This window comes from Microcoleus sp., from assembly GCF_049646505.1.
Lineage (GTDB): Bacteria > Cyanobacteriota > Cyanobacteriia > Cyanobacteriales > Microcoleaceae > Microcoleus.
The window spans coordinates 1-14,153 of the sequence record NZ_JBARVX010000594.1 but is presented as its reverse complement, the minus strand read 5'-3'; the positions used below and the strand labels follow the sequence as shown (position 1 = coordinate 14,153).

General features: G+C 44.6%; 12 protein-coding genes and 1 pseudogene. 6 read left to right on the top strand and 7 right to left on the bottom strand.

Annotated features, from left to right (window positions below; translation table 11 throughout):
* Window positions 1–2: 2 nt before the first annotated feature.
* Window positions 3–734, bottom strand: a complete 732-nt coding sequence (locus tag WBA89_RS27765; protein WP_424410859.1) for a WecB/TagA/CpsF family glycosyltransferase — start codon at window positions 732–734, stop codon at window positions 3–5.
* Window positions 735–936: 202 nt separating this feature from the next.
* Window positions 937–1,074 carry a hypothetical protein gene (locus WBA89_RS27760; protein ID WP_424410858.1) on the bottom strand — a complete coding sequence of 46 codons (138 nt, stop codon included), beginning with the start codon at window positions 1,072–1,074 and terminating at the stop codon, window positions 937–939.
* Between the two features lie 111 nt (window positions 1,075–1,185).
* Between WBA89_RS27760 and WBA89_RS27755 the strand changes: the two genes are divergently transcribed.
* The 4 genes from WBA89_RS27755 (at window position 1,186) to WBA89_RS27740 (ending at window position 7,608) form a co-directional block, all read left to right on the top strand.
* Window positions 1,186–4,395, top strand: a complete 3,210-nt coding sequence (locus WBA89_RS27755; protein WP_424410857.1) for a glycoside hydrolase family 15 protein — start codon at window positions 1,186–1,188, stop codon at window positions 4,393–4,395.
* Between the two features lie 157 nt (window positions 4,396–4,552).
* Window positions 4,553–5,398 carry a TdeIII family type II restriction endonuclease gene (locus WBA89_RS27750; RefSeq protein WP_424410856.1) on the top strand — a complete coding sequence of 282 codons (846 nt, stop codon included), beginning with the start codon at window positions 4,553–4,555 and terminating at the stop codon, window positions 5,396–5,398.
* A 34-nt stretch (window positions 5,399–5,432) separates the two neighbouring features.
* Entirely contained in the window at window positions 5,433–6,623 is a 1,191-nt protein-coding gene (locus WBA89_RS27745; protein ID WP_424410855.1) for a DNA cytosine methyltransferase, read from the top strand.
* A gap of 34 nt (window positions 6,624–6,657) precedes the next feature.
* Entirely contained in the window at window positions 6,658–7,608 is a 951-nt protein-coding gene (locus WBA89_RS27740; protein WP_424410854.1) for a PmeII family type II restriction endonuclease, read from the top strand.
* Between the two features lie 45 nt (window positions 7,609–7,653).
* Here WBA89_RS27740 and hisB read toward each other — a convergent pair whose 3' ends face one another.
* Window positions 7,654–8,292 carry an imidazoleglycerol-phosphate dehydratase HisB gene (hisB, locus tag WBA89_RS27735; RefSeq protein ID WP_424410860.1) on the bottom strand — a complete coding sequence of 213 codons (639 nt, stop codon included), beginning with the start codon at window positions 8,290–8,292 and terminating at the stop codon, window positions 7,654–7,656.
* A gap of 198 nt (window positions 8,293–8,490) precedes the next feature.
* Window positions 8,491–9,267, bottom strand: coding sequence for an enoyl-ACP reductase FabI (fabI, locus tag WBA89_RS27730; RefSeq protein ID WP_424410852.1), 777 nt, complete (start codon window positions 9,265–9,267; stop codon window positions 8,491–8,493).
* 320 nt (window positions 9,268–9,587) lie between these two features.
* Between fabI and ntcA the strand changes: the two genes are divergently transcribed.
* Together ntcA and WBA89_RS27720 are read left to right on the top strand one after the other, a co-directional pair.
* Complete coding sequence (gene ntcA, locus WBA89_RS27725; RefSeq protein WP_194064807.1) at window positions 9,588–10,253, top strand: global nitrogen regulator NtcA; 666 nt, start codon at window positions 9,588–9,590, stop codon at window positions 10,251–10,253.
* A 77-nt stretch (window positions 10,254–10,330) separates the two neighbouring features.
* Window positions 10,331–12,040, top strand: coding sequence for a DUF3084 domain-containing protein (locus WBA89_RS27720; protein WP_424410850.1), 1,710 nt, complete (start codon window positions 10,331–10,333; stop codon window positions 12,038–12,040).
* A 510-nt stretch (window positions 12,041–12,550) separates the two neighbouring features.
* Here WBA89_RS27720 and WBA89_RS27715 read toward each other — a convergent pair.
* The 3 genes and pseudogenes from WBA89_RS27715 to WBA89_RS27705 form a co-directional block, all read right to left on the bottom strand.
* Window positions 12,551–13,399 (bottom strand): hypothetical protein, encoded by an 849-nt coding sequence (locus tag WBA89_RS27715; RefSeq protein WP_424410849.1) that lies wholly within the window; start codon window positions 13,397–13,399, stop codon window positions 12,551–12,553.
* A gap of 1 nt (window position 13,400) precedes the next feature.
* Window positions 13,401–13,661: a hypothetical protein gene (locus WBA89_RS27710; protein WP_424410848.1), complete on the bottom strand. Its 261-nt coding sequence runs from the start codon at window positions 13,659–13,661 to the stop codon at window positions 13,401–13,403.
* Window positions 13,662–13,682: 21 nt separating this feature from the next.
* A pseudogene (locus WBA89_RS27705) lies at window positions 13,683–14,153 on the bottom strand (hypothetical protein); the annotation flags it as partial.

Below are 14,153 nucleotides of genomic sequence, written 5' to 3'. Positions count from 1 at the left end.
TTTTAACCTCGAAAATTCCCCAAAGCTTTCAATGCAAATTGCGGCAAAGCCAACATCCGTCGCCAGCGCCAAGGTTCTTGATAAAGTCGGTACAACCATTCTAAATGATTGTCGCAAAACCAAGCCGGCGCGCGGTCTTTGGTTCCCGCCCAAATATCGAAACTGCCGCCAACTCCCACCCAAATAGACTGCGGACAAAGGTGTCGGTTCTCGGCAATCCAAAACTCTTGGCGAGGCACTCCCAAGCCCACAAAAATCAGTTTTGGCTGCATTTTTTTGAGGCTGTCGCGGAAGTCTTTTTCTTCATCGGCCCTCAGATAGCCGTGTTGAGAAGCAATCGACAAGCCGTTAACTTTTTGCTGCCAAGTTTCTGCGGCCTTCGCTGTCACTCCGGGGGCACCTCCAAAGAAAAATATCGGTTCGGAATCCGGCAATTTTCCCGCCTGTTGCAGCAGCGATTCTGCTAGTTCAATCCCCGGATAGCGCCTTGCCGGTTTGCCGCGCATCCGCAAGTACAGCACTACTCCCGAACCGTCGGGAATCACCAATTCTGCTTTGCGAATTACATCAGCTAAAGCCGGATTTTTCTCGGCTTGCATTGCCATTTCAGCATTCAGCGTGACGACGTGACTTCCCAACCCTTGATGCAGGCGCTCTATCAGCCAACCTGCGTAATCGTCTAATATGTGAACTGGTAGTCCCAGCACTGAAAATTGCGGCTGCGATCGATCCATATTTCTTTCTGTGAGATTCCTACACACCTAGTTGTTTAAATTAGCTTAGTTTGGCGATCGGTGCTAGACTACTTTTGGACGAAAAAAATCCGGTTTGTGCCACAAAGATTTTGGTAAGTCATCATTCCGTGACCCAGAAACCGGGTTTTTTGTACTCGGCGCGCCAGTTTATTAGAGTTAGGCTGCCAAGTGCGATCGAGCATTAGTGTTCGATTTTTTTGACAGAGCCGTCAGCGTACCATGCCATCGGTACTAGCTCAATTTTACCATTAATTTTTACTGTAGAGTAAACAATTTTTACAAAAGAAACGCGGTTATTATTGTTGTTGCGGCTAGACATGGCAATCACCTTTTTTTGTTTGCAGAATTTGATAAATGCTGTAATCTCTGATATATTTAAAAGTCTATTCACCGCAATTCTGCTCGCATCAGGAAAACCGAGGAAAACTAAATGGCGATCGCAACAAAAGAGCGACAAACGAAGTTAGATCATTACTACCAGCAAATCAAAAACGTCATCCTCAAGCGCCAGAACCCAATTACAGGCTTGCTGCCGGCGAGTACCGCCGTTAACGCTCACGGCGACTATACCGATGCTTGGGTGCGGGATAACGTGTACAGCATTCTCGCAGTTTGGGGTTTGGGTTTAGCTTACCGGAAAATTGACGGCGATCGGGGTAGAACATTTGAACTCGAACACAGCACAGTCAAATTGATGCGCGGCTTGCTGTTTGCGATGATGCAGCAATCGAGCAAAGTCGAACGTTTTAAAAATACTCAGTTGCCGCTAGATGCCCTGCACGCTAAATACAACACTCAAACTGGAAGTATTGTTGTTGGCGATGACGAGTGGGGACACTTGCAGTTAGACGCTACATCTATTTTTTTGTTGATTTTAGCTCAAATGACGGCTTCGGGATTGCATATAATTTTTACAATTGATGAAGTCAATTTCGTGCAAAATTTAGTTTACTACATAGGCAGAACTTACCGGACTCCCGATTACGGAATTTGGGAAAGAGGTCATAAAATTAATCGCGGCAATGCCGAATTGAACGCCAGTTCCGTTGGCATGGCAAAAGCAGCGCTGGAAGCAATAAATGGATTGGATTTGTTCGGGGTTAACGGTTCTCAAACATCGGTAATTCACGTTTTACCCGATGAAATTGCCAGAAGCCGCGTTACTTTGGAATCGCTTTTGCCTCGCGAATCTAGTTCAAAAGAAGTAGACGCTGCTTTATTGAGCGTGATTAGTTTTCCGGCTTTTGCGGTTGAAGACAAAGAATTAGTAGCGCGGACGAGAAATAAGATTATTGACAAATTGCAAGGAAAGTATGGCTGCAAGCGGTTTCTGCGGGACGGACACCAAACAGTTTTAGAAGATGTCGATCGCCTGCATTACGAACCCACAGAATTAAAGCAGTTCGAGCATATAGAATGCGAGTGGCCGCTATTTTTCACTTATTTGTTCTTGGACGGCATATTTGAAGACAATCAAGCTCAAATCGAAGAGTACCAGCAGCGTTTGGCATCTCTGGCAGTCGATCGCTCTGGTTTGCCGCTGCTACCCGAATTGTACTACGTCCCCGCCAAAAATATAGAAGCAGAAAAATTAAATCCCCGCAGCCAGCAGCGCCTCCCCAATGAAAATGTTCCCCTAGTTTGGGCGCAAAGTTTGTATTTTCTCGGTCAATTACTTAACGAAGGATTAATCGCAGTTGGTGATATTGACCCGCTGGGAAGGCACCTGTCAGTGGGCCAACACAGAGAACCTTTAGTGCAAATTGCCCTATTAGCAGAAGACGAAGATTTGCAAGCACAATTAGCCACTAATAATATTGCAACACAAACCCCCAAACAGGTAGAACCAATTCAAGTCCGCCAGACTAAAGAATTATCAGCTATTTACACGCAAATCGGACGCAGCGACCCACTAGGCTTAACAGGCCGCCCCGTGCGCCGTCTGCGGAGTTTGACAACTTCTCGGGTGTTTAAAATTCGCGAAGAGGCGATCGTATTTCTCCCCTCATTTTTGGACAGACAAGAGTTTTACCTAACTCTAGACTACCATTTTCTAGTATCAAAAATCCAAAGCGAAATAGCTCACATTCACTGCCACTGGTATCAGTTGGGACGGCCCACGGTAACGCTAATGCTGACTCGCACCATGCTGGAAACCGGCCCAGAAGCCTTGTTAGAGTTGATGAAAGAACTCCGCGACGGACACTGCAACAACACCCCTGTCAAACTGGGAAATCTCAAGCAGTTAATGCTGACCGCAGGCACCGAAAGAATAGATTTCATGCACGATTTTGAATTCACCGAATCTCCGGTGACTGGTGCAGCAGAAACCCGCAGCTATCTGAGTTACAATCCCGAAAAAACTTGGCCTTTGGGTCACACCCAAGAATTCAAATTAGAGTGCGAAACTAATACTCAATTCTTGCTAGATAGCCTGCGAGATTCAGAAAATTTGTACGAACAGATTGAGTTGCTGCACACGTTAGTCCGCCTCAAAGGACTCTATTTCGATACAGGATTTGGAGGTGCGGAAGCAACAGTACAAGTTGTGGATTTACTGAACGAAGTTTATACAAAATCCGGGGAAAGTTCGCAATCAAAAATCCAATGGGCAGTCATCCGCCATGCCGCAGGCTTGCTGGACAAAGTTGATATCAGCTTGTCAGATGCAGTGACAGACATTTTGGTGCGGCAAAAACAGATTGCTGTGGGGAAAGCCTACAGCGAAGATTCGGTGATTTCGCGGCCGGGTTCTTATACAGAAGTGATGGACAAAATTCGAGAATTCTGTGGAGAAGACATTCGCGAGCGAGTTCTCACCCAAGAAATTCTCATCTATCTAGGCTTGTTAATCAAAGCCGAACCGCAGTTATTTAAAGGGTTGCTGACGCTGAGAGTTAGCTACTTTATTCTGCTGCTGACAAGCGAATTAGCCCGCGAATTGGGAGTTACACAAAATGAAGCTTACGAATATTTAATGCAGCTAAGTCCCTTTGAAATTAAAAATCGCCTGCGCCAAGTATTGACAGAATACGAGGAAATGAATCAAATCCTCAAACAGCAAGAATCCCTGCGCGTCAAACAGCCGGAAAAAGATATTGAATGGGTAGTAGCGCCAGTTTCCGAAGAACTGCAAATGCCTGGGGGAGGATGGCGGCGGAAGCGGCAGATGGAAGGTACTGTCAATCGCGTGCCGAAGGATTTTTATCCGACTGTTTGGGGATTGCTGCGGCACTGCAAAGGCTTGATTATTGGCGATAAATTAGAGCGTCGAAATCGCTTAGATAGCGATATTATTTTAGCGGAAATGACACCGGGAGAAAAGAATTTTGCGCTCCAAATCGAGCATTTGCTGAACAAAATTGTAGCGCCGGAATACCGACAAGTGAATATTGAGGCGCTGATGGAGTTGGCGGCAATTGGTCGGCGCAACCCAGAATTGAAAGTAGAAGAGTACATCGTTTTAGATGTCTTAATCGGTCACGCGGTGCGTTTGAACTGGCAAGGAAAACATCCGGAAAGAGCGGAAAAGTACGATGAAGATAAGGCGGCTGCTTGGCAAGGTTTTTACAATACTTCGCCCTACGTTTGCGCGAGTCACGTACTGGATGCTTTCCGGTTCTTGACGAAGTTTGGATAGATTGAGCTACCCCCTCGATAGATAGTTCGGCGGTTGAAACCGCAACTACACAAACAAAGTCCGCCTCCGCGGACTAAGAAATAAGGGGGATATTTAAGCTTGATTTGGTATTACACTTTTCAACAAGTTTAGTCAGCAGAATATTTGCAGTAAAATAATGTCAGCTATTAGCTCAATTACACGCGCCATCATCAAAGCATACTTAGAAGTTTTCATCGAAAATCTTGTCAATGAATACAGAGGACGGCTAATACCGAAACTTGATATTCCAGCAGCATATTTATCTTCCCCATCCTCTACAGAACAATCGGAACTATTACAAACTGCGCTCGTCCCGTCAGAGTTGCTCCGAATAAACGAGTTTGAAAGAGCTTTCAGCAGCCACTTGGGCACAACCTATGAAGAATGTGCAAAACTCATTGCTTTGGAACATCACCAAGAAGCAAGCAGAAGCTATGAAATTTCTGGCGAAGTTAGCATAGAGGCTATCCATGAAATTGAGCGTCAGATAGCGCTATTTGAGCAGTCAGCCGACAAAAATGCAAATAAACCTGCTTTTGAAGAAATGATAGAAGCTGTTCTTGAGGCTCCCAAAACTAACCATTTAGTTACGCGATCGGTCACAGTCAAAGCAGATTTGTACGTGCTATCCCGTGACGGGAGGAAATTTTTCTTTGAAATTAAAGGGTCAAAACCCAACAAAGGACAATGCTTGGAGGTAATTCAACGACTGCTGAGATATCATTTACTGTGCGGACAGTCTCGCCCCGATGCTCAATCTTACTATGCTATGGCTTACAATCCTTACGGCCCAAATCGTTCTGATTATAAATGGTCAGTGGCAAGGAAGTACACGCCTTTCGATCAAGCTATAATTATGGGACAGGAGTTTTGGAATATCATAGGAGGAGAGACTGCCTACGAAGAACTTTTGGATATATACCAAGAACTTGGGCAGGAGAAGGGTAATTATATGCTGGATGCTCTTGCATTTGGATTTTAGTAAAGTACAATTTTCATTCCAGCAATACCTAATTTTGAGGCTAAAACCTTTGATTGACAACAAACCGATAACTATTAGCCTCTTTGCTGGAGCCTACGGTTTAGATTTAGGACTCGAAAAAGCAGGCTTTCAAACAGTAAGTTTAGTAGAAATAGAACCTGATGCTACCAAAACTATCTCTATAAATCGTCCTCACTTATCCCCATGCACTGTACCGAGAGATATTTGCCAAGTTAACGCCCACACCCTATTGCAAGAAGCGGGTAAAATCTTAGGTTTAAATAGACCTCTGCGCGCTGATGAAGTAGATTTAGTGACTGGTGGCCCCCCCTGCCAACCCTTCAGCACAGCCGGAAAACGGGGGTCTGTTGGCGATCCGCGCGGCAGCTTATTTATGGAGTTCATACGCATTGTTGACGAAATCAAACCACGCTTTTTTATCATGGAAAATGTTAAGGGGTTGCTGTCATCTCCTATTCGACATCGTTCTCACGATCGCAGAGGTTTAGGTTGCCCGCAATTAGAACCTGATGAGATGTCTGGTTCAGCTTTACAAGTGATTTTGGCAGAAATGAAACAAATTGGTTATGAAGTTGTGTATGATTTGCTAAATACTGCTGATTATGGCGTTCCTCAATGTAGAGAGAGAGTCATTTTTATTGGTTATAAAAGTAATGATTCAGTTACTTTGCCCCTGCCAACTCACAGTCAAAAAGGTACTGGTAAAAAACCCAAATGGCTGACACTTAGAGAAGGATTAAAAGATTTAGTTGACCCTCAGCCAGAATTTGTCCCTTACTCAGAAAATCGTCTCAAGTATTTGCGTTTGTTAACCGCCGGTCAAAACTGGAAGGATTTACCCAGCGAATTAAAAGCAGCAGCAATGGGAGGGGCATATAAATCGGAAGGCGGTAAAGTTGGTTTTTATCGACGCTTAGCGTGGGAGAAACCTTCACCTACTGTCACAACAAGCCCCCATCAAAAGGCTACAGATATGTGCCACCCTGATGAATTGCGTCCTTTGAGCGTCAGAGAGTGCGCGCGAATTCAGACATTTCCCGATGACTGGGTTTTTTATGGTTCAACAGCTTCTAAATATCGGCAGATTGGGAATGCGGTTCCTGTATTATTGGGAAAGGCGATCGGTGAATATCTTTTCCAGATCGTTAAAGGCGATCGAGTACAAGGGCGAGAAATATTTGAGCAACTTTCTTTGTTCGCATAACTAAAACTTGAATTTAATTTTAGGATACATAAAAGTGTCAGATCAACTTCATGAATTGTTAACGTTTGTCTTAGAAAAAGAAGTGGGATTACCTGCCAGAAAGTCTCAATCTTTCGCTGGACACTTTGCAGATTTAGAAGAATTTCTTAGTTTGACAGCAGAAACACTTAGAAACGGTATCAGCAGTATTTCTGGCAAAAGAGCTCTTAAATTTACTCCCGATGAGATTGAACGCATTTTAGCATTTACATCTTCAGGTAAGCTTTCGTTGCAACTTACTATAGCTGAAAATTTTCTAGCTAGTATCTGTCGGGACTTTACAAGGCGGCAGCTAGCTATGGTTGATAATCTGACTTTAGAAAAAATTCATCCCAACCCATTTTTAATTAGGGCGTTAAATCTTGATACTCCAGCAGAAGTTGTCAGACTTAATGTTTATATGGCGGCTACTAGGTCTATTGTTACTTCTATGGGGTTTTTTATTGAAAAACTCTTGATATCTTGTTCTGAAAGTGCAGAAAGTCCGCCCGGTAAGTCAGGATGGGATGCAATCAAAACTACCAGTGATGGCGATCGCTGTTGGATACAGGTCAAAAGCGGCCCGAATGATATGGATAAAGACCAGATAGTATATTGGGCTGACAAAATTCAGGAAAAAATTAATGCAGGCGATCGCGCTTATATTGGTATAGCTTACGGCAAGAGAACTAATAAAACTGTAACTTTTGGTCTGCTGAAGCAACTTCTGCCGAATTCTGAAATGAGCACTTTGATCGGTCGAGAACTGTGGGATTTTGTCAGTGAAGATACTGATTTTACTGTAAATTTGTTTGAAGTTTTGCGTCAATCTGCCAGTCAAGTGTTAGCACAAAGTTCTATTGCTGATGCTATAGAAAGGTGTAGCGATCGACTAATCGATCGATTTATCGGCAAGTACGGCGAGGGAAGTCAAGGTGTTTTTAACTACATCGCAGATATATTTTGATTTACAAGTTTGCAGCAGCCCAGAAGCGCTACTGCAAACCCGATCCTACAAAACTCCTTTAGAACTGGGAATCCGACTGGCGCGCCGGGGATCGATTTCTACGGCCATCCGCAGAGCTCGCGCAAATGCTTTAAATGCTGCCTCTACAATGTGATGAGAATTAATCCCTTCCAACTGTCGAATATGCAGTGTCATCTGAGTGTGGTTCACCACTGCTGAAAAAAACTCTCTCACTAACTCGGTATCGTAAGTGCCAATGCGTTGATTTGGAATCTGCAAATTGTAACTTAGGTGAGGCCGTCCCGAAAAGTCTAGCACTACTTCTATTAATGCTTCATCCAAAGGTGCGATGAAGTGGCCGAAGCGAGAAATGCCCGATCGATCTCCGACAGCTTTTGCTAGCGCTTGGCCCAAGGTAATTCCCACATCTTCGTTGGTGTGGTGGTCGTCAATCGCCAAATCCCCGATCGCCTGTACGTCCAAATCGATCAATCCGTGAGAAGCAATCTGCTGCAACATATGGTCTAAAAACGGAATCCCCGTAGACGCTTTGCAAGTTCCCAAGCCGTCGAGATTGAGGCTGGCGGTGACATCCGTTTCCAGTGTCGTGCGTTTCACCAACGCGGCCCTGGCTGGTTGAACCGAACTTGCAGGAGGTACTGGAGGGCGATCGATTATTTCCATAATTCCCAATTTGTCATTCATAGTTATTGATAATTAGTAATTTGGGATTAGCACTTTTGTAGCAGACAACTGTTAACTGTTAGCTGTTAGCTGTTAACAGTTAACTTACAACTGACAACTTACAACTGACAACTTACAACTGACAACTGTCAACTGTTAACTGTCAACTGTCAACTGTCAACAGTTAACTGTTAACTGTTACATTCCCATGATTTCGTAACCCGCATCCACATACAAAATCTGACCCGTAATTCCGCTAGAGAGATTGCTGCACAGAAAAGCCGCAGCATTTCCCACTTCCTGCTGAGTTACAGTCCGCCGCAGCGGGGCCACTTCCTCAACGTGGTGGATCATGTCCAGAATGCCGCCAACTGCTGACGAAGCCAGAGTGCGAATCGGGCCCGAAGAAATCGCATTTACCCGAATATTTAACGGGCCGAGTTCCGCCGCCAGATAGCGAACATTCATCTCCAGAGCTGCCTTAGCAATGCCCATGACATTATAATTAGGAACTACCCGCACGCCGCCCAAATAAGTCAGCGTGATAATGCTGCCGCCCTCCGCCATCAGCGGTTTAGCCGCAGCACAAAGCCGCACCAGCGAGTAAGCGCTAATATCCAAAGCATTGGAGAAGCCTTGGCGGGAGGTGTTGGTGAAATCTCCTGAAAGTTCGTCCTTGCCGGCAAAGGCCAAGCAGTGAACCAGGATATCTAACTTGCCCCATTTGTCGGCGATGGTTTGAAAAGTAGACTCAATTTCGCTCTCGTTTTGGACATTGCAGGGCAAATACAGGCTGGGATTGAGCGGTTCGACAAGTTCGGCGACTTTGCGCTCGTGCTTGCCTTTTTCATCCTTCAAAAAAGTTATGCCGAGGTTGGCCCCTGCTTTGTGGAGCTGCTGGGCGATGCCCCAGGCGATCGAGCGATTGTTGGCAATGCCCGTAACAAGAGCATTTTTTCCGGTCAAATCTATCATCTGTATTTCTTCTCGAAGCAACTTGCACCGTTCTCGTTCGCTAGATCCGACAACCCCGCCAGTTTAGACACAACTGATTCAGGTTTAACTGATTCAGACACAATTGAGACGCAATTGAGATTGATTTTGCTGTGGAGCTAGATCGGGGCGGAATTGAAAAAGTTAAGAGAAAGGCTAGATTTAATATCATACAGCGTGTGTTTAACTTAACATTAGATGGCTGTAACAGAATCCCTGGACATTGGAGGTTGGTCAGTATATTTACTCAATAAGCTTAATCGGCAAGTTATAAACTATTGATTAGTACAAAGGATCTAGTCGTGACAAATGATAGACCGCTAGCAGCCGTGTTCCGCCAAATCAGCGGCGGGGCGTTTCCGCCCATTGTGGAAAACTTTGAACGGGGCAAGACAATTTTTTTCCCTGGAGACCCGGCTGAGCGCGTCTACGTTCTGCTTAGAGGCGCTGTGAAGCTCTCTAGGGTGTATGAAGCAGGGGAAGAAATTACTGTGGCGCTCCTGCGGGAAAACAGCGTGTTCGGCGTGCTGTCTCTGATTACGGGACACCGCTCGGACAGATTTTACCACGCGGTAGCGTTTACGCCGGTAGAATTGATCTCGCTGCCGATCGAACAAGTCGAGAAAGCTCTCAAGGAAGACGCAGAATTGCCTATGGTTTTGCTGCGGGGACTTTCTTCTCGGATTTTGCAAACGGAGATGATGATCGAAACGCTGGCACACCGAGATATGGGTTCGAGACTCGTCAGCTTTTTGCTGATTCTGTGCCGGGATTTTGGCGTGCCCGGTACGGATGGGATTACGATTGATTTGAAGCTGTCCCACCAGGCGATCGCCGAAGCGATCGGCTCGACGCGGGTAACTGTGACTCGTTTGCTGGGGGATCTCAGACAAGAAACTATGATCTCGATCCACAAGAAAAAGATCACTGTCCACAACCCGGTGGCCTTAAGCCAGCAATTCACTTGATGCCGAGAAAATATAGGATTTTGGATTTTGGATTTTAGATTCAATCCAAAATCCACCATCCTAAATTTAAAATCGGAATGACTGCTGGATACATCTTGGTATTTGTAATTTTAGTGTTGGGGGGTACGATCGCCACTGTCAGCGATCGTCTTGGGACGAAAGTCGGCAAGGCAAGGTTGAGTTTGTTCAAACTTCGCCCCCGCGACACTGCTGTTGTGGTGACAGTGATGGCCGGCAGCATCCTGTCAGCAATTACTTTGGCCATTTTGTTTGCTACCAGCAAGCCTCTGCGAACCGGAGTTTTTCAAATAGATGAGATTCAAAAAAGGCTCAACCAAGCCCGCAGAGAGCTCAAAGAAACCAGTCAAGAAAAAAATCGAGTTGAAACTGAATTAAATGGAGCCAGAACCGCTCAAGCGCAAGCTAAAGCCAATTTAGAGCAAATTAATCAATCGCTCCAAGCAGCTAATGCCGAGCAAGCTCGGACAGAAGCAAAATTAAACTCGCTGCGGGCCCAGCTCAACAGCGTGCAAGCAGCCAAGTCTAAAACCCAAGAGCAGTTAAGTCAGGTAGAAGCAGCTAAATCGGACACGGAAGAACAGCTTGCTAGCGTGGAAGCAGCTAAATCCCGCACCGAAGAACAGTTGAAACTGGTGGAAACTGCCCGATCGACTACAAGAGCTCAGCTCGATCGCACTGAGAACCAATTGAAAACAGTTTCCGATCAAAAAACAGCTTTGAGTTCGGAAATCGCCCAACTGCAAGCGGAACGCCAACAGTTAATCGAGCAGCGAGAGCAGGTGAAAGTTCAAATTGCCCAGCGCGATCGAGAAATTGCCAAGCGAGACGCAGAAATTGCCCAGCGGGAGGAAGCAATTGCCAAGCGAGACGCAGAAATTGTCAATCGCAACGAACTAATTTCCCAGCGGGACAAGGAAATTGCCCAGCGGGTGCAAAATCTTGCCGATCGCGATCGCATAATTGTGGAGAGGGACAAAGTAATTGCCGAGAGGGAAGCTCTTTTAGAAACCCTCGCACAGCAACAAACTAAACTCGAACAGCAACAAACTTTATTGCAGCAGCAAGTGCAAGTTTTGGAACGGGATTTTCAGGCCATCCGCGAGGGTACAGTTGCGATCAGGCGCGGTCAAATTTTAGCTGCTGGCGTTGTTCGCATCCAGGAACCGGGTAAGGCGAGTCGGGCGATCGATCGACTGTTGCAAGAAGCAAATAAAACCACCGTCGAACTGATGCAGCCGGAAAATGCCAAGGTTCCCAAACAGGTTATTCAAATTACTACAGCAGAAATCGATCAATTAATCAGTCAGATTAAAGACGGTAAAGACTACGTGGTGCGAATAGTCGCCGGCGCTAATTACCTGCGAGAAGAAAAGGTAATTAAGGTATTTGCCGAAGCCGAAATCAATCGAGTTGTATTCCGCGCCGGAGATGTGATTGCAGCGGTTGCTGTCGATCCGGTGACTTTGACAAACGAACAGGTGCGGGTGCAGTTGCTGCAATTGATCGAAGCTTGTCAATTTCGCGCTCGCTTGATCGGAGTTGTCGGCGGCAGAGTCCAAGTTGCGGACAGTCGAATTGAAACTTTAGGTGGTTTTATCGATCGATTGCAGCAGTACGAGAAATCGCTGGAGGTTCGGGCGATCGCCACAGATGTCACTTACATCGCCGGCCCGCTTAAAATAGATTTAGTTGCTCTGGAAAACGGAGTCGTTGTTTTCCGCACCGGACAACAACCACCGGCCGGCCCAGATGTGAAAGTTAAGTAATAAGTGCGATCGGCTTATCGAATTAGAGCAAAAATTTTGGGCAATAAAATTACAATTTTGCTTGACATTTTCGCGCCCTTGACATATCATTAAATCATGGGAATCCGTGCCGCCATATATATAGCAATCCTAGGGTGCGTCGCCACCAAAAATCTCTAAGCACCACCAACAATCTCGCAGCGACGCACCGCACCCAATTAGTAGGGTGTGTCGCCACCAAAAATCTGGAAGCACCACCAATAATCTCACAGCGACGCACCGCACCGCTAAGAGAGCAAAGTAGAGAAACTAAGAATCGATCCCTGAGATATTGACATCACAGAACAAAATTTTGCTCAATTCATAGCATTTGTAATAATTATGGTAACAGTATATTGTTGAGTTTGTCGATCGTACAACTTGGCGCTTTCTGTGCGTTTACCATAATTTTGATATCCTCCCTGTCTAGTAGCTCTCAGTTTGGGCGAGCAGGCTTGAGCTCTGCTTTGAAGACCAGCTTTGCTGTCCGTTCTAACTTCTTGGGTTACAGTAGGAACTGGAGTAGAACCCACTTGTACAACTAATTTTCAACCAATTATCACCTAAATTTTCATTAATTATCGTAGTAATTCTATGGTCATAACTTATATGGTCATCAAATATCCCATTTTTTAGCAAAAAAACTAAAACTTCTTGGCATTTTTGCCCTTCATGTTCATCTGGGTAATATACCTTTACTGTAATTAGTAATCTATCTGCTGATATCCCTAACTCTTCTCTTTCTGTAAGAGTTTTAACTTTTTCTTCTTGATTGTCCTCCGAATTTCTGAGAGTATTTATAATCAAAGAGTTTTCGTCTGATTCGTTCCCATCAAAAGAATGCCAACTATAATTTCCCACATATCCATACTCCGGTATAATATTCTTACTTAACATTTTTACGCAACCGAAAAATTTTGGTATTACAAGCTTCTTTTGAATCTGCTCGAAGTATTGAAAACCAGACACAAGAACAATTTCGTCGTGTTTCAATCCCAGTACCTTGACTATGTTACTTTGGGGATTAAAACAGACAATTGGAACATAAAAGTCTTTTCCCTCAACACTAAACTTGCTAGCCCCCATGTAAAAACTCGTACTTAGTATCACCTCGGTTCTATAGTACCGGGATGTAAGCATATTATTTTGACTCATGAATTCTTTGTAAAACAATCCCCATCCTTTTTCCCTAAGCCTTTTATTTAATTCACAAGCTTTTTTCGGTGTTATTGGGAAATCTATATTATGTATTTCAGTGCTCCCTTTTACGCTTGTTGGTTTATTTTGAGAAGTAGGCTTCCTATAATTAGGAGTTTGCTTGCGGCGTTTTGCTTTTCCCATGTCAATATCCTGTTCCCATAGTTCTTTCTATATCTTGTACAACTTGTTCAACAGCACCAACAAAACTTAAATCTTTGCGCCAGTCGTGACACGCAAGAGAAGCACCTAAAACTATCTCAATAAAATCATCAGCAGTAGGCATCAAGTTTCTTGTAAGCACTGTGACGATTGTGGAGTAGAACTGTTCAATCTGTGCCTGGGTATATTCAGCATACTCAGGATTACCAGAACGACCAACATCAACAACTTTAATCCTTACCATGTTGTGACTATCACCTTTTACCTACGTTTTGATATCTGAAGAGAGCGATTCTGGCTTGACTACTTTTACTTTGCCGACAGGAGAATTTGCTATAACTTTTCCGTTAGAATCTGCTATTATTATTGTATCAAGGGGACGACCTAGTGTCTTGAGATAAGATTCATTTTCTTCGCCAGCTATGGCCAAAGAATATATTTGACCATAATGGTATGACAAATTAGGATCAGAATGGTATTGACGGCCATTCCACATTTTTGGGTATAAGTAAGTGCAAATTTTTATGCACGCAAAAGCCATTCTGTATTCTCGAAATAGGCATAATAGCTTGGCAAGACCGTACCAAAGCATAAACCATGTTTGATTATGACTAAATACTTGATCGTAGTATTTGAAGGCTTGATTGATATCTCCAGATCTCTTTGACATAATCGACTTATCCACTACGCTTAATAAATCGCTCTGAATTTCAGTGAGGTCAGACAATGACTTCAC

What these genes read in the sequence shown, in the direction of transcription:
- WBA89_RS27765 (WP_424410859.1), bottom strand. Translation starts at nt 734, where the DNA reads ATGGATCGATCGCAGCCGCAATTTTCAGTGCTGGGACTACCAGTTCAC.
- WBA89_RS27760 (WP_424410858.1), bottom strand. Translation starts at nt 1,074, where the DNA reads ATGTCTAGCCGCAACAACAATAATAACCGCGTTTCTTTTGTAAAAATT.
- WBA89_RS27755 (WP_424410857.1), top strand. Translation starts at nt 1,186, where the DNA reads ATGGCGATCGCAACAAAAGAGCGACAAACGAAGTTAGATCATTACTAC.
- WBA89_RS27750 (WP_424410856.1), top strand. Translation starts at nt 4,553, where the DNA reads ATGTCAGCTATTAGCTCAATTACACGCGCCATCATCAAAGCATACTTA.
- hisB (WP_424410860.1), bottom strand. Translation starts at nt 8,292, where the DNA reads ATGGAAATAATCGATCGCCCTCCAGTACCTCCTGCAAGTTCGGTTCAA.
- fabI (WP_424410852.1), bottom strand. Translation starts at nt 9,267, where the DNA reads ATGATAGATTTGACCGGAAAAAATGCTCTTGTTACGGGCATTGCCAAC.
- WBA89_RS27720 (WP_424410850.1), top strand. Translation starts at nt 10,331, where the DNA reads ATGACTGCTGGATACATCTTGGTATTTGTAATTTTAGTGTTGGGGGGT.
- WBA89_RS27715 (WP_424410849.1), bottom strand. Translation starts at nt 13,399, where the DNA reads ATGGGAAAAGCAAAACGCCGCAAGCAAACTCCTAATTATAGGAAGCCT.
- WBA89_RS27710 (WP_424410848.1), bottom strand. Translation starts at nt 13,661, where the DNA reads ATGGTAAGGATTAAAGTTGTTGATGTTGGTCGTTCTGGTAATCCTGAG.